Here is a 22,882-nt window from a genome sequence, read left to right as displayed (position 1 = left end):
TCAGACCATGCCCTTCAGGGCGCGACGGATGAGTTCCTCGCTGGAAAGGTCTTCCCCTTCCACTGCAGCCACGGCGCGACTGGCCTCCTGGGGCTTGAAGCCCAGGGCGACCAGGGCGCTGACCGCATCGGCCTCGGCACTGGCGACCACCGGCGCCTGGTTCGGCAGGACCAGGGGCGCGATGGTGGGCAGGTTTTCCCAGGCCTTGAATCTGTCCTTCAGTTCGACCAGCAGGCGCTCGGCGGTCTTCTTGCCCACCCCTGGCACCTTGACCAGAACAGAGGTGTCCTGGGCCTGAACACAGCGAACCAATTCATCCACCTCGAGACTGGACATCAACGCCAGGGCCAGCTTGGGGCCGACACCATTGAGTCGGATCAGCTCGCGAAACAGCTCACGCTCGCGTTTTTCCCCGAACCCGTACAACAGGTGCGCATCTTCCCGTACCACGAGGTGGGTATGCAATGTGACGACTTCACCCTGGGCGGGCAGCCGATAAAGGGTCGTCATGGGCACCTCGACCTCATAGCCGACTCCGCCCACGTCGAGCAGGAGATGGGGCGGCTGCTTGTCCGCCAGGGTGCCTCGTAGACGACCGATCACAGGGATACCTTCCTACCGTTGGAGCGAAATGTTTGGCGGATGAAACTAGAGACGCAGGCGACCGCCGCGGCGACGGGTCGCGAGCAGGCCATGGGGCACCAGGCTCTGTCGGGTATGGGCATGGCAGAGGGCGATGGCCAGGGCGTCGGAGGCGTCGATCTGGGGTTTTTCGGTCAGGCGCAGCAGATGCATGACCATCAGCATCACCTGCTGCTTGTCCGCCCCGCCGTTGCCAACCACTGCCTGCTTGACCTGGCTCGCGGTGTACTCGGAGATCTCCAGACCACCCTCGGCGCCGGCGACGATGGCCGCACCTCGGGCCTGACCCAGCTTGAGCGCCGAATCGGCATTGCGCGCCATGAACACCTGCTCGATGCCCATGGTCACCGGCCCGTACTGGGCGATGACGTCGCGCACGCCGCGATAGACGATCTGCAGCCGCTCCGGCAACGGACCGTTGCCGGTGCGGATGCAGCCCGAGGCGACGTATTCGCAGCCGCGCCCGGTGTCGCGCACCACGCCGAAGCCGGTCAGCCGGGAGCCGGGGTCGATACCCAGCACCAGGGTTCCGGCATCAGGCGTGAAGGGCGCGCGCTCGTAGAGGGACATCAGCCGAGCTGCGCCATGACGTCGTCGGGGATATCGGCGTTGGAGTAGACGTTCTGTACGTCGTCCAGGTCCTCGAGCATGTCGATCAGCTTGAGCACCTTCTGCGCGGTTTCCAGGTCCAGGGTCGCGGAGGTCGAGGGGATCATGGTCACCTCGGCTTCGTCGGCCTTGTAGCCAGCGGCGGTCAGGGCCTCGTTGACGGCGATGAAGTCGGCGAAGCTGGTGAAGACGTCGATGGAGCCATCATCGTTGGCGACCACGTCGTCGGCCCCCGCTTCCAGGGCGGCTTCCATCAGGGCGTCTTCATCTATACCGGGGGCATAGCTGATCTGGCCCTTGCGCTCGAACAAGTAGGCGACCGAACCGTCGGTACCCAGGTTGCCACCGCACTTGTTGAAGGCATGGCGAACCTCGGCCGCGGTGCGGTTGCGGTTGTCGGTCATGGCCTCGACGATGAGGGCGACGCCGCTGGGGGCGTAACCTTCATAGGTCAGTTCCTCGACGTTCTCGCCTTCACCGGCGCCCACGCCACGGGCGATGGCCCGGTCGATGGTGTCACGGGTCATGTTGGCGGTGAGCGCCTTGTCCACCGCCAGACGCAGGCGAGGGTTGTCGGCCGGGACGCCGCCGCCCTGGCGGGCGGCCACGGTCAGTTCACGGATGATCTTGGTGAAGATCTTGCCCTTCTTGGCATCCTGGCGTTCTTTGCGGTGCTTGATGTTGGCCCATTTGGAATGACCGGCCATGAGCTACTCCACTGTCTTGACGATGACTGCACCGACGGCGAGGGCCGCGGCGCAGCGAAAACTAAGATACGGAGGGCGTCCGCTGCGGCCGCCCTCCTCCGATGGGTGTTATTCCGCCTTGGGCTGCTCGCGCAGGCGGATGTGCAGTTCGCGCAGGGCCTTGGCGTCGACGGCGCCGGGCGCCTGGGTCATGACATCGGCCGCGCTCTGGGTCTTCGGGAAGGCGATGACTTCACGAATGGACGAGGCGCCGGTCATCAGCATCACCAGGCGATCCAGGCCGAAGGCCAGGCCACCGTGGGGCGGCGCGCCGAACTTCAGGGCGTCCAGCAGGAAGCCGAACTTCTCTTCCTGCTCTTCTGCGCTGATCCCCAGCACTTCGAAGACGGCTTGCTGCATCTTCTTGTCGTGGATACGGATGGAACCGCCGCCCAGTTCGGTGCCGTTGAGCACCATGTCGTAGGCGCGCGACAGCGCCGCACCCGGGTTGGCCTTGAGCTCTTGCGGGCTGCACTTGGGCGAGGTGAAGGGGTGGTGCATGGCGGTCAGGCTGCCGTCATCGTTCTCTTCGAACATGGGGAAGTCGACTACCCACAGCGGCGCCCACTGGCAGGTCAGCAGGCTCAGGTCGTGACCGAGCTTGATGCGCAGGGCGCCCAGGGCCTCGGAGACGATCTTGGTCTTGTCCGCGCCAAAGAAGACGATATCGCCGTCGACCGCACCGACGCGATCGAGGATCACGTTAATGTTATCGAGCGGAATGTTCTTGACGATGGGCGACTGCAGGCCTTCGACGCCCGCAGCGCGCTCGTTGACCTTGATGTAGGCCAGGCCCTTGGCGCCGTAGATGCCGACGAACTTGGTGTAGTCGTCGATCTGCTTGCGCGGCATGCTCGCCCCGCCCGGTACGCGCAGGGCGGCGACGCGGCACTTGGGATCGTTGGCCGGACCGGCGAAGACCTTGAAGTCGACGTCCTTGAGCTGGTCTTCCACGTCCACCAGTTCCAGCGGGATACGCAGGTCCGGCTTGTCGGAGCCGAAGCGACGCATGGCCTCGGCCAGGGTCATGTGCGGCAGCTCGCCGAATTCGACGTCCAGGACTTCCTTGAACAGGTTGCGCACCATGGTCTCGGTGATGCCCATGATGTCTTGTTCATCGAGGAAGCTGGTCTCGATGTCGATCTGGGTGAATTCCGGCTGGCGGTCGGCGCGCAGGTCTTCGTCGCGGAAGCACTTGGCGATTTGGTAGTAGCGGTCGAAGCCGGCGACCATCAGCAGTTGCTTGAACAGCTGGGGCGACTGCGGCAGGGCGAAGAAGCTGCCGGGATGGGTGCGGCTGGGCACCAGGTAGTCGCGAGCACCCTCGGGGGTGGCACGGGTCAGTATCGGGGTTTCCACGTCGAGGAAACCATTTTCGTCCAGGTAGCGACGGATGCTGGAGGTGATGCGCGAACGTAGCTTCAGCTTCTCGGCCATCTCCGGGCGGCGCAGGTCGATGAACCGGTAGCGCAGGCGGGTCTCTTCACCGACGTCGGTGTATTCGTTGAGCGGGAACGGCGGGGTCTCGGCTTCGTTGAGCACCTCCAGCTCGTAACCCAGTACCTCGATGGCGCCGGAGGCCATGTTGGCGTTGCGCGCGCCTTCGGGACGCAGGCGTACCTTGCCGGTGAGCTTGACCACGTATTCGCTGCGCACGCGGTCGGCCTTGGCGAAGGTCTCGGCGCGATCCGGATCGAACACCACCTGGGCCAGGCCTTCGCGATCGCGGATGTCGAGGAAGATGACCCCGCCGTGGTCACGGCGGCGGTGGACCCAACCGCAAAGGGTGATTTCCTGGCCGTCCAGGCTCTCGTTCAACTGGCCGCAATAGTGGCTGCGCATCATGGTCGTGTTTTCGCTTCTCTAGAACAGGCTGAATGCGTGGAGGCGCCAGGCCGGCAAGGCAGGGCGCTCGACTAAACGGGAGATTCTATATCATCCGGCACGATTTTACCGTAGCAGGCCACGCAGCTCGACACGTGAACACTGGCTAAACGGCCAGCGGTTCTGTGGTAGCCTCGGGATCTTTCGCAACCGACCGCAAAGGAGCTGTCAGCATGGAAATCAACATCGGAATCGCCGAACAGGATCGTGCCCAGATCGCCGAGGGCCTGTCGCGCCTGCTGGCCGACACCTACACCCTGTATCTGAAGACCCACAACTTCCACTGGAACGTGACCGGGCCGATGTTCAACACCCTGCACCTGATGTTCGAGACCCAGTACACCGAGCTGGCCGTGGCCGTGGATGACATCGCCGAGCGTATCCGCGCGCTGGGTTTCCCGGCGCCGGGCACCTATGCCGCCTATGCCCGCCTGTCGAGCATCAAGGAAGAGGAAGGCATTCCGGACGCCCAGGAGATGATCCGCCTGCTGGTGCAGGGCCAGGAAGCCGTGGTGCGTACCGCCCGGGGCATCTTCCCGCTGCTGGACAAGGTCAGCGACGAGCCCACCGCCGACCTGCTGACCCAGCGCATGCAGGTCCATGAGAAGACCGCTTGGATGCTGCGCAGCCTGCTGGCCGCCTGAAGCGACACTCCGCCGCGGGCGCGCGTCCGCGGCGGTGCCACGATTGAGCGACCTTCACCTTTTGGGTTTAATAAGGACGCGCGTTCCGCGCCGGGTCACGCCGCTGCCGTGCATCGCCATGGCAGTTTCGGCAGATCCGAGTTCTTGACCCCAAGGTGATTTCACATTGAACACGTTATCTACTGTCCATGTCGTGGTGGGCGCTGCTGCGCTCCTGTTATCGGCCATTCCCGGACTGCAGTCCGATACCTCTTCCTTCGATCAACCCGAGTCCATCCATCTGGCCCTGCTGGGTCTTGCCACCCTCCTCTTCACGCCCTTCTCCCGCAGCCGCAGCAGCGGCGCCCAGAAACTCGCCAGCGCCCTGCTGGTGATCGCCGTCGTGGTGCAGACCTTCATCCTGCTCGCACCGCTCTCCCACATCGGTGGCCTCCCCGCCGAACTGCTGCCCCTGGGGCTGACCCTGGTCGCAGCCCTGGCCAGCCTGCCGGAGAAGTTTCGCGCGCCGGCTGGCAACGCCGTCGCGACGGAAACGGAAAACCGTCCGCGCCCGGTCGCCCGAGCTGCAGCCGCCGCGCCGGCACGCCCGCTGGCCGACGACCGCGAGCGGGGCACGGTGAAGTGGTTCAACACCTCCAAGGGCTTCGGCTTCATCTCCCGCGATACCGGTGACGACATCTTCGTGCACTTCCGCGCGATCCGTGGCGAAGGTCATCGGGTCCTGATGGAAGGCCAGCGGGTGGAGTTTTCGGTGATCCAGCGTGACAAGGGCCTGCAGGCCGAAGACGTGGTCATCGCCGCCTGATCGCTGCCGGTAAAAAGAAAGGCCGCCCTCGGGCGGCCTTTTTCATGGGCGACGAGACTACTGCCGCTGAGCGGCCGCCGCCTTGCTGTCGGTCATGCCGGTGGTGTTGCCCAGCAGACTGCCGGTGGCGGTCTGGATGAAGGCCTCCAGGCGCTTCTGCAGCTCGGGTGCGCTGGGATCGCCCTTGACCACCTCGCCACCGGCCTCGGTGCCCAGGTGGTAGCGGTAGAGCACGGCATCGCGGTCGCGCGGCTTGACCAGGATGCGGTCACCGGTGACCAGCGCCACGGTCTGGTCGCTGCCGGACGGCTTGATCACCGCCACGCCCGGATCGCCCTGGGGCAGACCGAGCAGGTCACGACCCCAGCACTGGTGCTGGGTCGGCTGGCCGAAGCGGGCCAGGACGGTGGGTACCACGTCGATCTGGCTGCCGACGGTGTCGCGGCGGGCGCCGAAGGTTTCCTGCACGCCCGGGCCGATCAGCAGCAGCGGCACGTTGAAGCGCGACAGGTCCATCTCGGTGATCTGCTCGTTGTTGCCGAAGCCGTGGTCGCCGACGATGACGAACAGGGTGTCCTGGTACCAGGGCTCGTTCTTCACCTTGGCGAAGAACTGACCGAGGGACCAGTCGGCATAACGCATGGCAGTGAGATGCTCGTCGAGCGAGCCATGCCCGGTGACCGGGGTAACCGGCAGGTCCTTGGGCAGCGCATAGGGCGTGTGGTTGGACAGCGTCTGCAGCAGCGCATAGAAGGGCTTGCCATCTGGAGCCTTGGCCAGCTTGTCCAGTTCCTGCACCGAGCGATCAAACATGTCCTGGTCGGAGACGCCCCAGGTCGGGTCCATGAACACCGGGTTCACGAAGTCCTCACGACCGACGAAGGTCGTCATGCCCTGGTTGCTGAAGAACCCGGACTGGTTGTCCCACTGGAAGTTGCCGTTGTAGACGTAGACGTCGTCGAAGCCACGGGTACTGAGCAGTTGCGGCAGACCGGAGAACTGGTGAGCGCCCTCGGGCATGCGCATCAGGTATTCGAAGGCCGGCAGGTTGGGGAAGCAGGCCATGGTGGCGAACATGCCCTGGTGGGTGTGGGTGCCATTGGAGAAGAAGCGGGTGAACAGGGTGCCCTGCTTGGCCAGGGCGTCGAAGTTGGGGGTGATGCCGTCTTGGTTACCCAGGGCGCCGATGTAGCGACCGGCCATGCTCTCCATGAGGATGACCACTACGTTGCGCACCTGGGGCAGTTGACCCTCGGCTGGCGGAGTGTAGATCCGGCGGACGGCGGCCTTGTCGGCATCGATCAACTCATCGCGCGGGGTTAGCAGCAGCTGCCGGGTCACGGCCAGGGCGTCGGCGGCCGGCATGGTCGCCTTCCAGCTGTTGTCGCGATGGTCGGAGAAGCTGTTCTCGGCGGCATTGATCAGGGTCAGGGTGCCGTTCAGGCCAAGATGATTGGCGAACATCGAGTCGGTGGTGTAGGCGTCGCCCCAGCGCAGCGGCGGACCGGATCTCAGGGTACCGCGGGCGGCGATGACGGCTACCACCAGGCAGAGCATGAACACCGCGCCCCGGCGATACCAGGCGGCCGGTCGCGCGGCGACGTACCGGCGGGTGGCCCGCTCGATGCCGAAGAACACCAGGCCCAGCAGCAGGGTCGCCACGGCCCAGGCCAAGAGCAGCCGCACCACCGGGAAGCCGTTCCAGATCATGCTGGTCACGGTGTGCAGGTCTTCCTGCAGGTACTGGAATACCAGGCTGTTCAGGCGCTGGTGAAATTCGCGGTAGAAGTTCAGCTCGCCGACGCCCAGCAGCAGGCAGAGGCTGGCGGCGAGGGTGAACCAGCCGGCCTGCAGCCGGCGGGCGGCCATGGCTCTGGCGCTCAACAGGCAGAGCAGCGAGGGTACGCAGATATAGACCACCAGGCGCAGGTCGAAGCGGGCACCGTTGAAGAAGGCTTCGGCGAAGGTGGCGAAGGGCGAATTGCCGATCAGGTCGGTGTTGTAGCCCAGCAGCGCCAGGCGCAACAGGGTGAACATGACCATCAGGGCCAGGGCGCAGCCGAGTACGAAGCTCAGGTGGCTACCCAGCGTCGGAAGCGGTCGCCGGCCGGCGTGGCGTGGGGATTGCGGGACATCCATTTGCGACATGTAAACACCTTGTCAGAGGAAGCGAGGATTCGCGGCGCGTGGCCGGCGACTCGGGACCGCCCACGCAGAGGCCTGGGGCGCGGTCGGCAGGCCGAGGAGTTTAGTCATCCGCTGTCGCAGCGTCAGCACCGAGCAGTGCCCGGCGGGCAAAGTGCGACGACGGTCGCGCCGGCAAACGCCCAGCCTGACGCAGGCGTCGTCAAATTTTCGTCAAGCCGTTGTCTGCCAACGACCTCCGCGCAGGCATGGGCGTCAGCCGCCGCTTGCAGTAAAATTGCGCACCTTTCACCGCTCCCACGCCGTATTCAGGATGCCCCATGGCTCACCGTGACGCTCTGCAGGTGCTTCGCACCTATCTGACCAGCCAGATCCTCGGCCAGGAATCCCTGGTGGAGCGGCTGCTCATCGCAGTGCTGGCGGATGGGCATCTGCTGGTGGAGGGCGCCCCGGGGCTGGCCAAGACCAAGGCCATCAAGGACCTGGCGGAAGGCCTGGAGGCGGACTTCCACCGCATCCAGTTCACCCCCGACCTGCTGCCCGCCGACATCACCGGCACCGAGATCTATCGGCCCGACACCGCCAGCTTCTCCTTCCAGCAGGGACCGATCTTCCACAACCTGGTGCTGGCGGACGAGATCAACCGCGCCCCAGCCAAGGTGCAGTCGGCGCTGCTGGAAGCCATGGCCGAGCGCCAGGTAAGCATCGGCCGCACCTCCTATGCCCTGCCCGAGCTATTCCTGGTGATGGCCACCCAGAACCCCATCGAGCAGGAGGGCACCTATCCCCTGCCCGAGGCCCAGCTCGACCGTTTCCTGATGCACGTCAAGATCGGCTACCCGGACGCCTCGGTGGAACGCCGCATCCTGGCCCAGGCCCGCGGCGAGGCCCTGGACGGCGAGACCCTGCCCACCGAGAGAGTCAGCCAGGCGGCCATCGCCGCGGCGCGCCGCGAGGTGCTCGGGCTGTACATGGCCGACGCCGTGGAGGAATACCTGGTGCAACTGATCATGGCGACCCGTACGCCGGGCCGCTTCGACCAGGACCTGGCGCACTGGATCACCTATGGCGCCAGTCCGCGCGGCTCCATCGCCCTGGATCGCTGCGCCCGCGCCCATGCCTGGCTGGCCGGCCGGGATTTCGTCAGCCCGGAAGACATCCAGGCGGTGGTCTTCGACGTGCTGCGGCACCGGATCATCCTCTCCTTCGAGGCGGAGGCCGCCGGCATCGACCACGACCGGGTGGTGCAGCGCATCCTCGATCTGGTGGCCGTGGCCTGAGATGCCCGAGCGCAGCGGCGTGACCCTGGGCCTGGCCGAGCTCATCGAGATGCGCCACCGGGTGGTCGAGGTGCAGCTGTTTTCCGCCGCCGGACGCCGCAGCCCGCTGATCGGCCTGCACCACTCGCGTCTGCGCGGTCGCGGCGTGGACTTCGACCAGGTGCGGGCCTACCAGCCCGGCGACGACGTGCGCGCCATCGACTGGCGCGTCACCGCCCGTACCCGCGAGCCCCACACCAAGCTGTTCCACGAAGAGCGCGAGCGGCCGGTCTATCTGCTGCTGGAGCAGAGTCCGCGCACCTTCTTCGGCACCCGGGAGCAATTCAAGTCGGTGCTGGGCGGGCGCCTGGCCGCCCTGATCGGCTGGGCGGTGCTGGAGCACAACGACCGCATCGGCGGCATGATCTTCGGTGGCGAGCGCTTGCATGAGGTACGCCCCCGGCGCAGCAAGCAGAACCTGCTGCGCTTCTTCGATCACCTGATCAACGCCAATCGAGCCCTGCAGGACCCGGCGCTGGCCCAGGTGCCGCGCATCACCTTCAACCAGGTGCTGCGGCGGGCCCGCGAGGTGCTGCGTCCCGGCAGTCTGGCGCTGGTGATCTGCGACGAGCGCAGCCTCGACGTGGCGACCGAGCAGCATCTCACCCTGCTGTCCCGGCACAGCGACCTGGTGCTGCTGCCGCTCTCCGATCCCCTCGACCACGAACTGCCCCAGGCCGGCCTGCTGCGCTTCACCAGCGGCGGCGCCGAGGTCGAACTGGATACCGATCGCGCGGACGTGCGCCAGGGCTACGCCGACCAGTCGGCGCAACGCCGCGAGCGCTGGACCGAACTCAGCCTGCGCCTGGGCATTCCGCTGCTACCTATGTCCACCGCCGACGACCTGGTGGAGCAACTGCGCCACCAGCTGCGCCAGCATCGCCCGGGGTATGCCTCGTGAATCCCGGCGTCGCCAATCTGGAGCCGCTGCGACTGCCGCCGGAGCCGGCTCTCTGGCCACCCGCACCGGGCTGGTGGCTACTGCTGCTGGTCGTGCTGGCCCTGGGCTTCTTCCTGCGCCATCGCCATGGCCGGCGCCCGCTGGTCTCGGCACCGGTCGCCGAGGCGACCACCGAAGCGGATCTGCGCACCACCGCGCTGGCCGAGCTGGCCCGTCTGCCTCGCCCCTACGGCGCCCCGGCCGGGCCCTGGCTGCAGGCACTCAACGCCCTGCTCAAGCGCCTGTGCCGCGCCAGCTATCCGGACCAGATCAGCCAGACCCTGAGCGGGCGCGATTGGCTGGCCTTTCTCGACTCCCGCTGCCCGGCGGCGGGGCTGACGCGTTATATGATCCTGGTGGATGGCGGCTATCGCCCCGACTGCCGACTGGAAGACCGTACCATCGACGGGCTGCAGGACGCCGTCGCCACCTGGATCCGCAAGCATGTTTGAGTTCGCCTGGCCCTGGCTCTGGCTGCTGGCGCCCCTGCCCTGGCTGCTGCACCGCCTGCTGCCCGCCGCGGACAGCGGCCAGGCGGCGCTGCGCGTGGACTTCCTCGGCGAACTCCAGCACCTCGGCGGCCGCTCCACCCGCCCCGGCAGCCTGACGGGCGTAAGGCGCCTGTTGCCCTTCCTGCTGGGCTGGTTGCTGATCCTGGCGGCGGCGGCCCGCCCGCAATGGGTCGGACCGCCCCAGCCGCTGGACGTGAGCGGCCGCGACCTGCTGCTGGCAGTGGACGTTTCCGGCTCCATGGATACCCCCGACATGCAGCTGGGCGACGAGAACGTCAGCCGCCTGACGCTGGTCAAGCAACTGCTCGGTCGCTTCATCGACAGTCGCCAGGGTGATCGCGTCGGTCTCATCCTGTTCGGCTCCCAGGCCTATCTGCAGGCACCGTTGACCGCCGACCGCCGTACCGTCCATGCCCTGCTGGAAGAAGCCCAGATCGGCCTGGCCGGGCGCAACACCGCGGTAGGTGACGCCGTGGGGCTGGCGGTCAAGCACCTGCGCAAGCGCCCGGACAACAGCCGTACCCTGATCCTGGTCACCGATGGCGCCAGCAACGGTGGGGTCGTGACACCAGAGGTGGCCGCCACCCTGGCAGCGAGCGAGCGAGTGCGGGTCTACACCCTGGGCATCGGTGCCGAACCCGACCCCCTCGCCGGCGGCCCGAGTTCCAGCGATCTCGACGAGCCCATGCTGCGGCACCTCGCCGAACTCACCAACGGCGCCTACTTCCGGGTGCGCTCCAGTGCCGAGCTCGCCGCGGTGTCGCGCCAGCTGGATCGGCTCGAGCCGATCCGCCAGCAGCCTGACCACGCGCGTCCCACCAGGGAGCTCTACCCCTGGCCGCTGGCTCTGGCACTGCTGCTCGGCCTGGCCCTGACCCTCGCCCGCCTGCCCCTGCCCGACCACTGGCGCCGCCTGGGACGCCGGCCATGAGCGACTGGCTGCCGCTGTTCCTTCGCCCGGCCTGGCTGCTGGCACTGCTGCCGGTCGCCCTGGCGCTCTGGGCGCTGCGCCGTCGCCGCCATAGACACGGCAACTGGCAGGCCCTGCTGCCCCCGGCCCTGCAACCCTGGCTGCTCAGCGATAGCAACCGGCAACGTTCGCCACTCGGCCTCGGCCTGCTCGGCGCGGCGGGCGTCCTGGCCTGCCTCGCCCTGGCCGGGCCCAGTTGGCAGGAAGGCGAACAGCAGAACTTTCGCCGCGATGACGCCCTGGTGGTGGTGCTGGCGCTGACCCCGGACCTGCTCGCCACGGACGTACCGCCCACCCGCCTGCTGGCCGTGCAGCGCAAGCTGCAGGATCTGCTGCAGGCCCGCCAGGATGGCGAGACCGCCGTCGTCGTCTACGCCGGCAGCGCCCACACCCTGGTCCCCCTGACCGACGACCTGCCGACCATCGACAACCTGCTGACAGCCCTGCGGCCCTCGATCATGCCGGTACCTGGTCAGCGCGCCGACCTGGGCATCGCCCAGGCCCTGGAATTGCTTGGCCCGGCGCCGAACGCCAGTGCCCGGCTGCTGCTCATTGCCAGCGAACTGGACAGCCGCGAACGCCAGGGTATCGAACGGCTGTTGCAGGGTCGGCTGCGCCAGCTGGCGATCCTTGGCCCCGGGACTCCCCAGGGCGCCCCGGTAGCCGCCGAGACCGGCAATTACCTGAGCGATGCCGCCGGCGGCATCCGCATCGCCCGCCTGGACGAGGGGCAGTTGCAGGGTTTCGCCCGCGAACTGGGTGGGCGCTATCAGCGCCTGCAACGCGACGACCAGGACCTGCGCCGGCTGGGCCTGCTGGATCGCCCCGACGAGGTCCGCCTCAGCGCCGACCAGGGCCCCAGCGGCTGGCGCGACCAGGGCTACCTGCTGCTCCTGCCGCTACTGGTGCTGGTCGCCTGCGGCGCGCGGCGGGGTTGGCTGCTTTGCCTGCCCTTCTGCCTGCTGCTGACGCCACCCCCGGCCCAGGCCGGCGGCTGGGACGATCTCTGGCAGCGACGCGACCAGCAGGCCATGCAGTTGCTCGGCGACGACCAGGCCGCCGCGGCCGCCGAACGCTTCACCGATGACCGCTGGCGCGGCGTGGCGCTCTATCGCAGCGGCGACTATGCCGGCGCCGCCGCGGCTTTCGCCCGCGATCCGTCGGCCGACGGCCACTACAATCGCGGCAACGCCCTGGCCATGGCCGGTCGCTACGACGACGCCCTGAAGGCCTATGCCGCCGCCCTGGTGCTGCGCCCGGACCTGACGGCGGCCCTGCGTAATCGTAATCGCCTGGAGCGCCTGCTCGCCCAACGCGCCGCCGCCCAGGCCGAAGCGGCAGCGCGGCGCCAGAGAGCCCAGGCCGCCGCGGCTACCAACGCCACCGCCGACGAGCCGAGCAACGCCAGCAGCAGCTCAGCCGATACCTCAGCCGCCGCCAGCCCCCAATTCCAGGCCCAGGCCGGCGCGGACTGGCTGGTCAGTCCCAGCGCGATCGACGATCCCCAGCAGGAAGAACAGCGCCAGGCCGCCGAACAATGGTTGCGGGAGATCCCCGACAACCCTGCCGACCTGCTCCGCCGCAAATTCTGGTACCAGCAGCAACAACGCGAGGAGACCGCGCTGCAATGAAGCCCTATCCGTTGCTCGTGGCCCTCGCCCTCGCGGCGCCGCTCACCCAGGCTGCCGATCTCAGCGCCCGCCTGGAACGCAGCCAGCTCAGCGAAAACGAGACCCTTGAACTCATCCTGGAAACCACCGACCCCGCCCAGTTCGGCAAGCCCGACCTCGCCCCGCTGGACCAGGACTTCAAGGTGCTGGGCGTCCGCCAGAACAGCCTGCCGCCGGGCGAACGGGTGACCACCCGCTGGAACGTGACCCTGCAACCCAAGACCAGCGGCGCCCTGACCATTCCCGCCCTGACTCTCGACGGTGCGCGCAGCCAACCGCTGAGCGTCACCGTCGAAGCGCCTGCCGCCAAGCGCCACAGCCGTGAGCCCGTCTACCTCGAAGCGGCGGTGGATAGACCGCGGCTGTACGTCCAAGCGGAAACCATCCTCACCGTTCGCCTTTACCATGCGGTGGCGCTCTACGACGACCACGTGCTCACGCCACCCAATCCCAGCGACGCCCGCGTCGATCTGCTGGGAACGCCCCAGGTCTACGAACGCGACGTCGACGGGGTACGGCACGGGGTTATCGAATGGCGCTACGCCATCCATCCACTGCAGAGTGGCGCCGTGGTGCTGCCACCCCAGACCTTCAGTGCGACCCTCGCCGGCGGCATCGACGACAGCTCGCGGGCCGGCCAGCCGATCCAGCTGCGCACCCCACCGCTGACCCTGGACGTCCAGCCACAACCCGCCAGCTATCCACCGCAGACGCCCTGGATCCCGGCGCGCAGCCTCAGTCTCACCCAGCAGTGGAATCCCGCGCCCGACAGCGCCCGCGAAGGCAGCGCCCTGACCCGGACGCTGCAGATCCGCGCCGAAGGCCTGGCGCCGAGTCAGCTGCCGCCCCTGGTGCTGCCCGAGGTGGCAGGCATCAAGCGCTATGCCGAGCAACCCCGCCTCACGACGCAAGCCCAGGCCCGAGGCCTGGTCGGCCTGCGCGAGGAACGCATCGCCCTGATCCCCACTACCCCGGGCGACAAGTCACTGCCGCCGGTGGAAGTCGTCTGGTGGAACACCGAGACCGACACCCTGGAGCGGGCGACCCTGCCCGCGCAGACCCTGGCGGTGGCGGAAGACCCCGCCCTGCAGACCGCCAAGGTGGCGCCCCCGGGCAAGGCCAGTCCCGTCGAGTCCCGCCTGTGGCGCTGGCAACTGGCGACAGCCTTCTTCGCCTTGACCACCCTGCTCGGCTTCGGCCTCTGGTGGCGCGCACGGCGTCAACCGGCGGTATTGCCGACGGTGCCGGACGTGGACAGCCGCCTGCAGCGCGAAGAATTGCGCCGCGCCTGCCAGAGCAACGATCCCCATGCCACCCGCCATGCGTTGGACGCCTGGGCCCGCCAGCAGCCGGAAACCCTGGCGGCCATGGGCGCCCGCTTCGAACCCCTGGCCGCGGCGCTCGACGACCTCAACGGCGCGCTCTACAGCGAAGCCGGCCAGCGCTGGCAGGGCGAAACGCTCTGGCAGGCGATCAACGCCCTGCCGCCACTAACGCCAGAAGCCATCCACGACAAGCTACCGCCGCTCTATCCGCGCTGAGCGCCCTCTTCCTCCAGTCGCGCCAGGCGCTCTTCGAGGGTCGCGATGCGGGCTTCCAGTGCTTCCAGTCGTCCTTCGCGACCGCCCGCGGACGCCCCGCCCTCACTGGCGCTGCCCAGCTGGGCGACCTGGGCATCGCGTTCCGCCAGCGTGCCGAACAGATGCAGGTAGCGTTCTTCACGCTGCCCGGGTTGGCGCCCGAGGCCGGTGGCCAGCCCCCGGGCGATCAGGCGCTCCAGGTGATGACGCACCTGCTCGGTGTCGTCGAAGGCGTGCAGGCGGTTGCTGCGGGCGAGCAACTCACCCAGGGTCTGGGGACCCCGCAGGAACAGCAGCGCGCAGAGCACCCACTGGGGCGGTGGCAGTTCCAGGGCCTTGTCCAGCCGCTGCTCCCAGCGATCAGCACGACTGCCCATGACCAGGCGCGCCAGGCCCCGCTCCTCCAGGCGCCGCAGAGCCTGGCCCACCTCACCCGGAGTGAGGTTCAGCACGGGTTCGCGACTGGTCTTCTGGTTGCAGGCCAGCACCAGCGCATTGAGCGTCAGGGGATAGGTTTCCGGCGTGGTCAGCTGCTTTTCGATCAGGCTGCCGAGCACGCGGATTTCGGCGACCTCGAGCGGTTCTTCGGCGAAGGCTGGGGTGACGTCTTGGCTCATGGCGAACTCCGCAAGGATGACGCGCCAGCCTAGCCTGCTCTCAGCGGCGTCGCCACTGCGGCAGCCCGATCAGCACCACGGCACCGACGATGACCAGCATCGCCAGTAGCTCGGCCAAGCCGATCCGCTCACCGGCGAACAGCGTCCCCAGCAGCACCGCCACCACCGGATTGACGTAGGCGTAACTGGTGGCCGCCGCCGGCCGCACCCGGTCCAGCAGATAGAGATAGGCACTGAAGGCGATCAGCGAGCCGAACACCACCAGGTAGCCCAGCGCCAGCCACCCCCCGAGCGCCGGCCAGTGCTGCAGGCGCTCGCCACTGAGCCAACTGACCAGCAGCAGTCCGGCGCCCGCCACCAGCATCTCCACGGCACTGGCCATGGCGCCCTTGGGCAACGGCAGGTAGCGGCTCCAGATCGAACCGAAGGCCCAGGCCGCTGCCGCGAGCAGGATCACCGCCGCGCCCAGGGGCGTCGCGCTCATGGTCTCGCCCAGATTGAGCAAGGCGATACCGAGCAGGCCGAGGGCGATGCCGGCCCATTCCAGCCCGGTGTTGCGCTGGCCCCAGCACAGGCCGAACAACAGGGTGAACAGGGGCACCGTAGCGATGGACAGGGCCGCGACTCCCGAGGTTACGCCCCAATGCTCGGCCAGGGTCACGCCGCCGTTGCCGAATCCCAGCAGGAGGATGCCGATCACCCCGGCGGCGACGGTCTCTCGCAACGTCGGCCAGGACACGCCGCGCCAGCGGAGCCAGCCCAGCATGAGCAGGCCGGCCACCATGAATCTAATACCCGCCATCAGCAAAGGTGGCCAGTGCGCCACCCCGAGGCGGATCACCAGGTAGGTGGAACCCCAGATCACATAGAGGGCGAAGAAGGCGGCGAGCAAGAGCAGCCAGGTGGGCAGGCGGGGCGAAGCGGTCGAGGGTAAGGCGGGGGTGTCCATGCGCGAGCAAGTTCCAGGGTGTCAGGCTGACATTGTAGGAGCGCGCGCCAAGACGACTAAGATAGAGTCAATGGAGAAACGACCCAGATGGGCTTGGGTTCTGCGGAATTTTAGGGAAACGCCCTTCGATTCGAAGGCCGAGGAGCAGAGAGTGGACCACATCGATCGACGCCTCATCGACCTGCTGCTGGTCGATGGCCGCGCCAGCTACGCCGAACTGGGCCGGCGCCTGGGGCTCTCCGCCCCGGCCATCGCCGAGCGGATCGCCAAGCTGGAAGACGCCGGCATCATCACCGGCTATGGCGCGCGCATCGACCGCCGCGCCCTGGGCTACGGTACCGAGTGCCTGATCTCACTGAAGCTGCACAGCACCAGTCACGGCCAGGTGTTCAAGAAGCTGGAGGCCATTCCGCAACTGATCGCCTGCCATCGGGTCACTGGGGAAGACTGCGCCATGCTGCGTGCGGCGGTACGCGACATGGTCGAGCTGGAGGCGCTGCTCGACCAGTTGATGAGCTTCGGCATGAGTCACACCGTGGTGGTGCTGTCGACACCCTTCGAGCGCCCGCTGCCACCCGCCACCAGCTGACAGCACCTAGGAAAAAGCCCTGGACCTCGCGGTGCCAGGGCTGTTCGGAGACGACGCCTCAGATGAAGGAGTCGTCGTCGCCACTGTCGTCGAAGAAGCCACCGCCACCGCTGTCACCATAGTCGGCGGTATCCTGGAAGCCACCGTTGTCCTGGAAGTTACCGGCGTCCTGGAAGCCACCCCCATTGTCATAGCTGGCGTTGTCGGCCCAGGCATCCTGGGAACCGCCGCCGGCGAAACCAGGATCGGTAGCTGGCGTCTCGTTGATCACGTTGACGATTTCCTCGGGCTGGGAATGATGGAACAGCCCCGAGATGGCCTGGGCGGCCAGTACGCCGCCCGCTACGCCAGCGGCGGTCTGCAGCGCTCCGCCCATGAACCCACCCATGCGTGATGGCGCGGCCTGGGGTGCGGCATAACCCGGTGCCGGCTGGCCATAGCCGGGTGCCGGCTGGGCATACCCAGGGTTGGGCTGGCCGTAGCCGGGACGAGGCGCTGCCGGACCAGGGTCGTTCCAGCCACGCGACGGCGCGGCGTTATTCGCTGGCGCCTGGGCGCTGGACGACTGGCCACCGCCGAACAGGCTGGAAAGAAAGCCACCGCTGCTGGGTCGGTTCTGCTGGACCTGGGCCATCTGGCTCTCCAGCTCCTTGACGCGCTGGTCCAGCCGCTTGATGGCGGCCTCCTGGATCAGCATCGCCTGGGCCATATAATAGGGTGCGGCCGGCTGCTCGCGCAGGCGCTGCTGGATCAGTGCCTCGGCTTCCCGGTCACGGGGTGCGGTCTGCGCTTCCGTGGTCTTGAGACGGTCGAACAGACCCTCGATCAGCTGGCTTTCTTCGCGTTGCATGATGACCCTCCCGCAGACGGTCTACTGGACGGCGTTCCTCTCGCGGAACGGCCTGGATGTCGAAAGGCGCAAACACCGGCGCCACTGTTCCAGATAATGGCGGACCAGAGCCTTTTCAAGACCGACCGCCGCTGCGTTCAGCGCGGATTCAGCCTGGCCCGGGCCGGCGATCACCTTCCATCTGAAATGAGCCCGCTCCCGGGAGTTCCTGAGCACCGCCGCGGCTGGACAATCGGCCGGCACTGAGGGACGCTGGCGGCTTTGTGCGAGGCCTGACCATGCTCCCACTGCTCCCCCTGATCGACCAGCAGCAGGGCATCCGCTCGCCGCACCTGGGACCACGCAACCACCCCGACGCCGAAACACGCATGGCCGAGCTGTTGGCGGCCTGGCGCCTGGCGCGCGCGCCGCTGATTCACGTCCGCCACCTGTCGCGCAGTCCGACCTCGGTGTTCTGGCCCGGTCAGCCGGGCGTCGAATTCCAGCCGGAATTGGCGCCCCTGCCCGGAGAGACCGTGTTCGACAAGCAGGTGCCCGATGCCTTCACCCACAGCGGTCTGGAGCGCTGGCTGCTGCAACGCGGCATCGAGGAACTGGTCATCTGCGGCGTGGCCAGCGAGAACTCGGTGGAGGCCACGGCGCGCAGCGCCGGCAACCTGGGCTTTCGCACCTGGGTGGCGGAAGACGCCTGCTACACCTTCGCCAAGGCCGACTTCACCGGACGCGCCCGCAGCGCCGAGGAGGTCCACGCGATGGCCATGGCCAACCTGCACGGCGAATACGCCACCGTCACCACCGCCACCGCGCTGCTCGAACGCCTGCGGGCAGGTGGGTCGGCCTGCTAGACTGCCGCCCTGCCCGTTTGGAATAGCTGCATGAACCCCGTCGATATCCTGCGCGACTCGCTGGTCTTCTTCGCTCGCAACCTGCGTCCCCTGGCTGTCCTCACCCTACCCTGGCTGTTGCTCGAATCCCTGCTGCGCTACCAGGTGCTGGAGCGCTTCGGCGTGAGCAACGGCCTCTGGGACATGCTGGTCAGCCTGCTGTGCTATCCCCTGTACGCCGCCTCGCTGCTGATCTTTCTGGAGGCGCGTACCCAGGGCAACACACCGCGCCTGAGCGGCGTTTGGGGCGCGGCTCTGCTGCTCTGGCCACGCTTCGCCATCCTCGCCGCCCTGACCTCGGGGCTGGTGATGCTGGGCTTTTCGCTGCTGATCGTCCCCGGCTTCCTGATCATGACCGTGCTGGCCTTCGCCGAGAACCTGCTGGTGCTGGAAGGGCGCGCGCCGCTGGACGCCTTGCGCGGCAGCCTGCGCCTGACCCGCGGTCATTTCTTCACGCTGCTGGCCTGCATCCTGGTCACGGTATTGCCGGCCTGGCTGATCGACGCCTGGATCGCCGAGCACTTCGCCAAGGCAGCCATCCCGGAGATCGCCCTGCAGACCCTCTCGGGCCTGCTGCAGCTGATCCCCAGTATCGCCGTCTATCGGGTGTATATGCTGGTCAGGCCCAAGGCCTGAGAGCCTGTTCAAAGTCTGCTGCGCGTCGCCCAAACTGCGTTGAAAAGACCTTCGGAATGCTCATTTACCACTCGTAAACTCCGCTTCCTCAGGTCTTTTCGCCTTGTTTGGCTCTAGCTCGCGAGCCTTTGAACAGGCTCTGAATCTCGTCACCACATCAGGTCGTCAGGGACCTGGTAGGCGGCGTAGGGATCGTCCGGGTCCGGCTCGCCGCTCTGCACGTTGAGCAGCACCACCCGCTTGGGATCACGCTCCTGGATGCGCTCGGCGGTGGCGCGCGGCACCACCTCGTAACGCCCTTCGTAGCGCACGATGGCCAGGCTGCCCTTGCTGAGCTTGTCCCTCATCATGACGTTGACCGACAGGCGCTTGACCTTCTTGTCGTCGACGAAGTTGTAGTAGTCCTCGGTGGTGAGCTTGGGCAAGCGGCTCGTCTCGATCAACTGCTTGATCTGCGCCTGCTCGGCCTTGCGCTTCTTCTTCTCTTCCTGGGCGCGATTGAGCTCCTGGTCCTTGGCCAGTTTTTCCGCCTGGGCCTGCTGGACGGCCAACTCCTGAGAGCGATCCTTTTCCGCCTGCCCGCGGTGCTCCATGCGGTTCTGCTTCTGCTTCTGCTTGACGGCCTGCTTGGCCTGCTTTTCATTGACCAACCCGGCTTTCAGCAGCTGGTCGCGTAGGGACATGCTCATCGATACGACTCGTCTAGATCATCCAAGGGGGCACGGCCGTGAAGCGGCCGCGCGCCAGGGTGTCCATCCTGCGCAGCCGACGAACCGAGTGCAAGCCTTTCGCGGGGGTGAAATAATGTTCCTATTACCTATCCGCCCCTGGTTCGGGCGCTGCCGATCAGAATTCTCCTCATGATTACTCTCGCGATCGTCCTGCTCTTCGTCGCCAGCGTGCTCTTCGTCCACCTTCGTGGACGCGCACGACTGCCGTTCCTGCGCCAGTTGGTCAATCACTCGGCGGTCTTCGCCCCCTACAACGCGCTGATGTACCTGTTCTCCGGCGTGCCCTCCAAGCCCTACCTGGATCGCAGCCGCTTCCCTGAGCTGGACGTGCTCAAGGACAACTGGCAGGAAATCCGCGTCGAGGCGCTGCGGCTGTTCGACGAGGGCTACATCCGCGCCGCGGAGAAGGACAACGACGCCGGCTTCGGCTCCTTCTTCAAGAAGGGCTGGAAGCGCTTCTACCTGACCTGGTACGGCGAGCCCCTGCCCTCCGCCCAAACCCTCTGCCCCCGTACCGTGGAACTGGTGCGCCAGATCCCCAACGTCAAGGGCGCCATGTTCGCCCTGCTGCCGGGTGGCAGCCACCTGAATCCGCACCGCGATCCCTTCGGCGGTTCGCTGCGCTACCACCTGGGCCTGGCCACGCCGAACTCGGACGCCTGCCGCATCTATGTCGACGGCCAGCCCTACGCCTGGCGCGATGGCGAAGACGTGATGTTCGACGAGACCTATGTGCACTGGGTGAAGAACGAGACCGACCAGACCCGCGTTATCCTCTTCTGCGACGTCGAGCGGCCCTTGCGCAACCGATTCCTGACCCGCATCAACCAGGCGGTCAGCCGCTTTCTCGGCAGCGCTACGGCGCCGCAGAACGTCGAGGGCGAGCGCGTCGGCGGCATCAACCAGGCCTATGCCTTCAGCAAGAGATTCGGTGATCGCATCGGCGGTGGTGTGAAGAAATTCAAGCGGCGCCATCCCAAGGCCTACCGCATCGCCAAGCCGGTGCTGGCGGTGCTGGTGGTGATCGCGCTGTATCACTGGATCGTCAGCTGAGGCTGACAGTCCTGCGCCAGAAAGGTCGAGAGGTAGACGAAGCTTAGCGAGGGGTTGCACGGCGGGTACGCAGGGCGCGTCGGCAACTTACCGGGCTCACCGCTGACTGAATTGGCGTCCGCGCATGGCAGGGGCGCCAAGCCGGCGCAGGCTTTGGTAGGACTGCCAACCGCTTTCAGCCGGAACGCTGTTGCCGCTGCTTGTGCAGGCGCGTCACCAGCTCGGCCTCGGCCTGAGACAGTCCGCAGGCCTGAGTGAGATCGTCGGCACTGGCGCCGAGCCCCACCAGCCGGGCGGCCTGGGAGAACGACAGGCTGGTGGGATCGCTTTGCTCGATCTGGGTCAGGCGATCGGGCAAAGGCGCCACCATCTGCGCCAGGCCCTGGACCTGTTCCCCCATGCGTACCTGCCCCGCCTGGTAGGTTTCCAGGCGCTTGAGCAGGATCTGCATGCGCTTGTCGATGAGGGCATCCCGTTCAGCCTGTTTCGCCAGTTGCTGGCGCTGGCGTTGCCAGAGCAGCCAGCAACAGCCGCCGAGACCGGCACAGGCCAGTCCCAGCGCGACGCTGAGCAGGATGAGCCCGACGAGCATCAGATGCTTTCCAGCTCCGACCACTCTTCTTCGGTCATCAGCTTGTCCAGCTCAACCAGGATGAGCAGTTCGCCGTTCTTGTTGCACACGCCCTGGATGAACTTGGCAGACTCGTCGTTACCCACGCTCGGCGCGGTCTCGATCTCGGATTGCCGCAGATAGACCACCTCGGCCACGCTGTCCACCAGGATGCCGACGACCTGTTTGTCGGCTTCGATGATGACGATGCGGGTGTTGTCGGTGACCTCGGTGGGCAGCAGGCCGAAGCGCTGGCGGGTGTCGATCACCGTCACCACGTTGCCGCGCAGGTTGATGATGCCCAGCACGTAGCTAGGAGCACCCGGGACCGGGGCGATCTCGGTGTAGCGCAGGACTTCCTGGACCTGCATCACGTTGATGCCGTAGGTCTCGTTGTCCAGGCGGAAGGTGACCCATTGCAGGACCGGATCTTCGGAACCCTGTGCGGACGTTTTTTTCATGTTCCCTAGCCTCGTCAATTACCGCACGTGCGGCGAAGCGGGCGAACCCGCTGGTTAGTTGCGGCTGGCAGGCACCTTAGCGACGGCTGCCAACCACCTGTTCCGCGAGCGCCGCGACATCGAGCAGCGCGCACATCTGATCGATCACCGTACCGGCCAGCCAGGGGCGATTGGCCCGCTGGTTGCGCCATTTGACCTCGGCGGGGTCCAGGCGTACCGAATGACTGACGCCATGCACCGCCAGCCCCCAATCCAGGCCTTGCAGCGATATCACGAATTTCAAGCCTTCGCGATAGTCGTCGCGATAGCGCTCGGGCATCACCCAGCGCGCCGTATCGAGCACGCGCAGGTTACCGGCCTGGCAGGGCAGCAGCCCCAGGAACCAGTCTGGCTGACCGAACAGCGGCGTCAACTCTGCGTCGGTCAGCGGATAGATGGAACCCAGGCAGACCAGGGGCGCCGCCAGCGTCAAGCCGGCTACGTCGAACAGCAAGCACTCGAAGGGCTCCTCGCCCCACTCGGGACGCTCGTCCAGGCGCACCCCACTGGGTGGCAGGCCCTCCGCCAGGGCAGACTGAACCGGCACGTCGACACCGAGGGCGATACCTTCCACCACCGGACGGGCCGGTTCGGCCGCCGGCGCCAGCTCGGGCACCCGCCAGTCCAGCTCGATGTCGCTCTCCGGTACCGCGGTGGGCAGGACCGGCGGCAGCACCACGTCCGGCAGAGTCCGCTCGGCCAGGGCGACGGCAGGACGACGGGGAGCCAGGGGTACGACACGGGGCTGCCGCGCGGCATCGCGCTCGAGTTCCTCGCGCACCGCGGCGGCGAATTCGTCTTCGCTGACGCTGGCGATCGGCTCGGCGGGCGCTACCACGGGCGCCGCGACCGGCACGCTCTCGGCGGTCGGCAGCTCCAGGAACGCGTCCAGCAGCAGGGCATCAAGGTAGCCCTGGAGGACACGCTGAGGACGGTTGTCGAGGGACGTCGGTTGGCTCATGGCGATCTACGTGGGTTGATTGTCCAGCCTATCGGC

24 protein-coding genes and 1 pseudogene are annotated in these 22,882 nt (G+C 67.1%); 13 read left to right on the top strand and 12 right to left on the bottom strand.

The window, feature by feature from the left end; genetic code table 11:
* The 4 genes from ruvA to aspS form a co-directional block, all read right to left on the bottom strand.
* On the bottom strand, positions 1-603 hold the full coding sequence (gene ruvA / locus QZ471_RS02095) for a Holliday junction branch migration protein RuvA (RefSeq protein ID WP_295460664.1): 603 nt from the start codon (positions 601-603) through the stop codon (positions 1-3).
* 45 nt (positions 604-648) lie between these two features.
* Positions 649-1,212 (bottom strand): crossover junction endodeoxyribonuclease RuvC, encoded by a 564-nt coding sequence (gene ruvC / locus QZ471_RS02090; protein WP_295460663.1) that lies wholly within the window; start codon positions 1,210-1,212, stop codon positions 649-651.
* A complete protein-coding gene (locus QZ471_RS02085; RefSeq protein WP_295460662.1) occupies positions 1,212-1,958 on the bottom strand; it encodes a YebC/PmpR family DNA-binding transcriptional regulator in 747 nt (248 codons plus the stop codon). Before QZ471_RS02085 ends, ruvC begins: the two co-directional genes overlap by 1 nt.
* 108 nt (positions 1,959-2,066) lie before the next feature.
* A complete protein-coding gene (gene aspS / locus QZ471_RS02080) occupies positions 2,067-3,842 on the bottom strand; it encodes an aspartate--tRNA ligase (protein WP_295460661.1) in 1,776 nt (591 codons plus the stop codon).
* Between the two features lie 212 nt (positions 3,843-4,054).
* On the opposite strand from aspS, the gene QZ471_RS02075 reads away from it, so the two are divergent.
* The 3 genes and pseudogenes from QZ471_RS02075 (at position 4,055) to QZ471_RS02065 (ending at position 5,330) form a co-directional block, all read left to right on the top strand.
* Complete coding sequence (locus QZ471_RS02075; protein ID WP_295460660.1) at positions 4,055-4,525, top strand: Dps family protein; 471 nt, start codon at positions 4,055-4,057, stop codon at positions 4,523-4,525.
* Positions 4,526-4,691: 166 nt separating this feature from the next.
* Positions 4,692-5,000: pseudogene (locus QZ471_RS02070) on the top strand (cold shock domain-containing protein membrane protein); the annotation flags it as partial.
* A 114-nt stretch (positions 5,001-5,114) separates the two neighbouring features.
* Positions 5,115-5,330 (top strand): cold-shock protein, encoded by a 216-nt coding sequence (locus tag QZ471_RS02065; RefSeq protein ID WP_160923550.1) that lies wholly within the window; start codon positions 5,115-5,117, stop codon positions 5,328-5,330.
* Positions 5,331-5,387: 57 nt separating this feature from the next.
* Here QZ471_RS02065 and QZ471_RS02060 read toward each other — a convergent pair whose 3' ends face one another.
* Positions 5,388-7,478: an LTA synthase family protein gene (locus QZ471_RS02060; protein ID WP_295460659.1), complete on the bottom strand. Its 2,091-nt coding sequence runs from the start codon at positions 7,476-7,478 to the stop codon at positions 5,388-5,390.
* 317 nt (positions 7,479-7,795) lie between these two features.
* Between QZ471_RS02060 and QZ471_RS02055 the strand changes: the two genes are divergently transcribed.
* Genes QZ471_RS02055 through QZ471_RS02030 form a run of 6 tightly spaced genes read left to right on the top strand, consistent with a single transcriptional unit; the run spans position 7,796 to position 14,427 of the window.
* Complete coding sequence (locus QZ471_RS02055) at positions 7,796-8,755, top strand: MoxR family ATPase (RefSeq protein ID WP_295460658.1); 960 nt, start codon at positions 7,796-7,798, stop codon at positions 8,753-8,755.
* 1 nt (position 8,756) lies between these two features.
* Positions 8,757-9,695, top strand: a complete 939-nt coding sequence (locus QZ471_RS02050) for a DUF58 domain-containing protein (RefSeq protein WP_295460657.1) — start codon at positions 8,757-8,759, stop codon at positions 9,693-9,695.
* Positions 9,692-10,186: a DUF4381 domain-containing protein gene (locus QZ471_RS02045; protein WP_295460656.1), complete on the top strand. Its 495-nt coding sequence runs from the start codon at positions 9,692-9,694 to the stop codon at positions 10,184-10,186. The genes QZ471_RS02050 and QZ471_RS02045 overlap by 4 nt, the downstream gene beginning before the upstream one ends.
* Positions 10,179-11,177 (top strand): VWA domain-containing protein, encoded by a 999-nt coding sequence (locus QZ471_RS02040; protein WP_295460655.1) that lies wholly within the window; start codon positions 10,179-10,181, stop codon positions 11,175-11,177. The genes QZ471_RS02045 and QZ471_RS02040 overlap by 8 nt, the downstream gene beginning before the upstream one ends.
* A complete protein-coding gene (locus QZ471_RS02035) occupies positions 11,174-12,847 on the top strand; it encodes a tetratricopeptide repeat protein (protein ID WP_295460654.1) in 1,674 nt (557 codons plus the stop codon). Before QZ471_RS02040 ends, QZ471_RS02035 begins: the two co-directional genes overlap by 4 nt.
* The gene (locus QZ471_RS02030) at positions 12,844-14,427 is read left to right on the top strand and encodes a BatD family protein (protein ID WP_295460653.1); all 1,584 of its coding nucleotides are present in this window, start codon (positions 12,844-12,846) and stop codon (positions 14,425-14,427) included. The genes QZ471_RS02035 and QZ471_RS02030 overlap by 4 nt, the downstream gene beginning before the upstream one ends.
* Here QZ471_RS02030 and QZ471_RS02025 read toward each other — a convergent pair.
* Positions 14,415-15,083 carry a YceH family protein gene (locus tag QZ471_RS02025; RefSeq protein ID WP_295460652.1) on the bottom strand — a complete coding sequence of 223 codons (669 nt, stop codon included), beginning with the start codon at positions 15,081-15,083 and terminating at the stop codon, positions 14,415-14,417. The genes QZ471_RS02030 and QZ471_RS02025 overlap by 13 nt on opposite strands.
* Positions 15,084-15,123: 40 nt before the next feature.
* The gene (gene yedA / locus QZ471_RS02020; RefSeq protein ID WP_295460650.1) at positions 15,124-16,032 is read right to left on the bottom strand and encodes a drug/metabolite exporter YedA; all 909 of its coding nucleotides are present in this window, start codon (positions 16,030-16,032) and stop codon (positions 15,124-15,126) included.
* A 151-nt stretch (positions 16,033-16,183) separates the two neighbouring features.
* On the opposite strand from yedA, the gene QZ471_RS02015 reads away from it, so the two are divergent.
* Positions 16,184-16,621 carry an Lrp/AsnC family transcriptional regulator gene (locus tag QZ471_RS02015; RefSeq protein WP_295460649.1) on the top strand — a complete coding sequence of 146 codons (438 nt, stop codon included), beginning with the start codon at positions 16,184-16,186 and terminating at the stop codon, positions 16,619-16,621.
* Between the two features lie 58 nt (positions 16,622-16,679).
* Here QZ471_RS02015 and QZ471_RS02010 read toward each other — a convergent pair whose 3' ends face one another.
* Positions 16,680-17,471 (bottom strand): DUF2076 domain-containing protein, encoded by a 792-nt coding sequence (locus QZ471_RS02010; protein WP_295460648.1) that lies wholly within the window; start codon positions 17,469-17,471, stop codon positions 16,680-16,682.
* A 278-nt stretch (positions 17,472-17,749) separates the two neighbouring features.
* On the opposite strand from QZ471_RS02010, the gene QZ471_RS02005 reads away from it, so the two are divergent.
* Together QZ471_RS02005 and QZ471_RS02000 are read left to right on the top strand one after the other, a co-directional pair.
* The gene (locus QZ471_RS02005) at positions 17,750-18,316 is read left to right on the top strand and encodes a cysteine hydrolase family protein (protein WP_295460647.1); all 567 of its coding nucleotides are present in this window, start codon (positions 17,750-17,752) and stop codon (positions 18,314-18,316) included.
* A 30-nt stretch (positions 18,317-18,346) separates the two neighbouring features.
* Complete coding sequence (locus tag QZ471_RS02000; RefSeq protein ID WP_295460646.1) at positions 18,347-18,991, top strand: YciC family protein; 645 nt, start codon at positions 18,347-18,349, stop codon at positions 18,989-18,991.
* Positions 18,992-19,140: 149 nt separating this feature from the next.
* On the opposite strand, the gene QZ471_RS01995 is transcribed toward QZ471_RS02000, so the two are convergent.
* Entirely contained in the window at positions 19,141-19,680 is a 540-nt protein-coding gene (locus tag QZ471_RS01995) for a DUF2058 domain-containing protein (protein ID WP_007160354.1), read from the bottom strand.
* 156 nt (positions 19,681-19,836) lie between these two features.
* On the opposite strand from QZ471_RS01995, the gene QZ471_RS01990 reads away from it, so the two are divergent.
* Complete coding sequence (locus QZ471_RS01990; protein ID WP_295460679.1) at positions 19,837-20,775, top strand: aspartyl/asparaginyl beta-hydroxylase domain-containing protein; 939 nt, start codon at positions 19,837-19,839, stop codon at positions 20,773-20,775.
* 175 nt (positions 20,776-20,950) lie between these two features.
* On the opposite strand, the gene QZ471_RS01985 is transcribed toward QZ471_RS01990, so the two are convergent.
* The 3 genes from QZ471_RS01985 to QZ471_RS01975 all read right to left on the bottom strand — a co-directional run bounded on the left by QZ471_RS01985 (position 20,951) and on the right by QZ471_RS01975 (position 22,846).
* Positions 20,951-21,367 carry a DUF2802 domain-containing protein gene (locus tag QZ471_RS01985; RefSeq protein WP_295460644.1) on the bottom strand — a complete coding sequence of 139 codons (417 nt, stop codon included), beginning with the start codon at positions 21,365-21,367 and terminating at the stop codon, positions 20,951-20,953.
* Positions 21,367-21,846, bottom strand: a complete 480-nt coding sequence (locus QZ471_RS01980; RefSeq protein ID WP_058761264.1) for a chemotaxis protein CheW — start codon at positions 21,844-21,846, stop codon at positions 21,367-21,369. Before QZ471_RS01980 ends, QZ471_RS01985 begins: the two co-directional genes overlap by 1 nt.
* Positions 21,847-21,922: 76 nt before the next feature.
* Complete coding sequence (locus tag QZ471_RS01975) at positions 21,923-22,846, bottom strand: chemotaxis protein CheW (RefSeq protein ID WP_295460643.1); 924 nt, start codon at positions 22,844-22,846, stop codon at positions 21,923-21,925.
* Positions 22,847-22,882: the final 36 nt, after the last annotated feature.

The organism is uncultured Pseudomonas sp. (assembly GCF_913774235.1).
GTDB lineage: Bacteria > Pseudomonadota > Gammaproteobacteria > Pseudomonadales > Pseudomonadaceae > Chryseomonas.
This window is presented reverse-complemented; position numbering and strand designations above follow the sequence as displayed.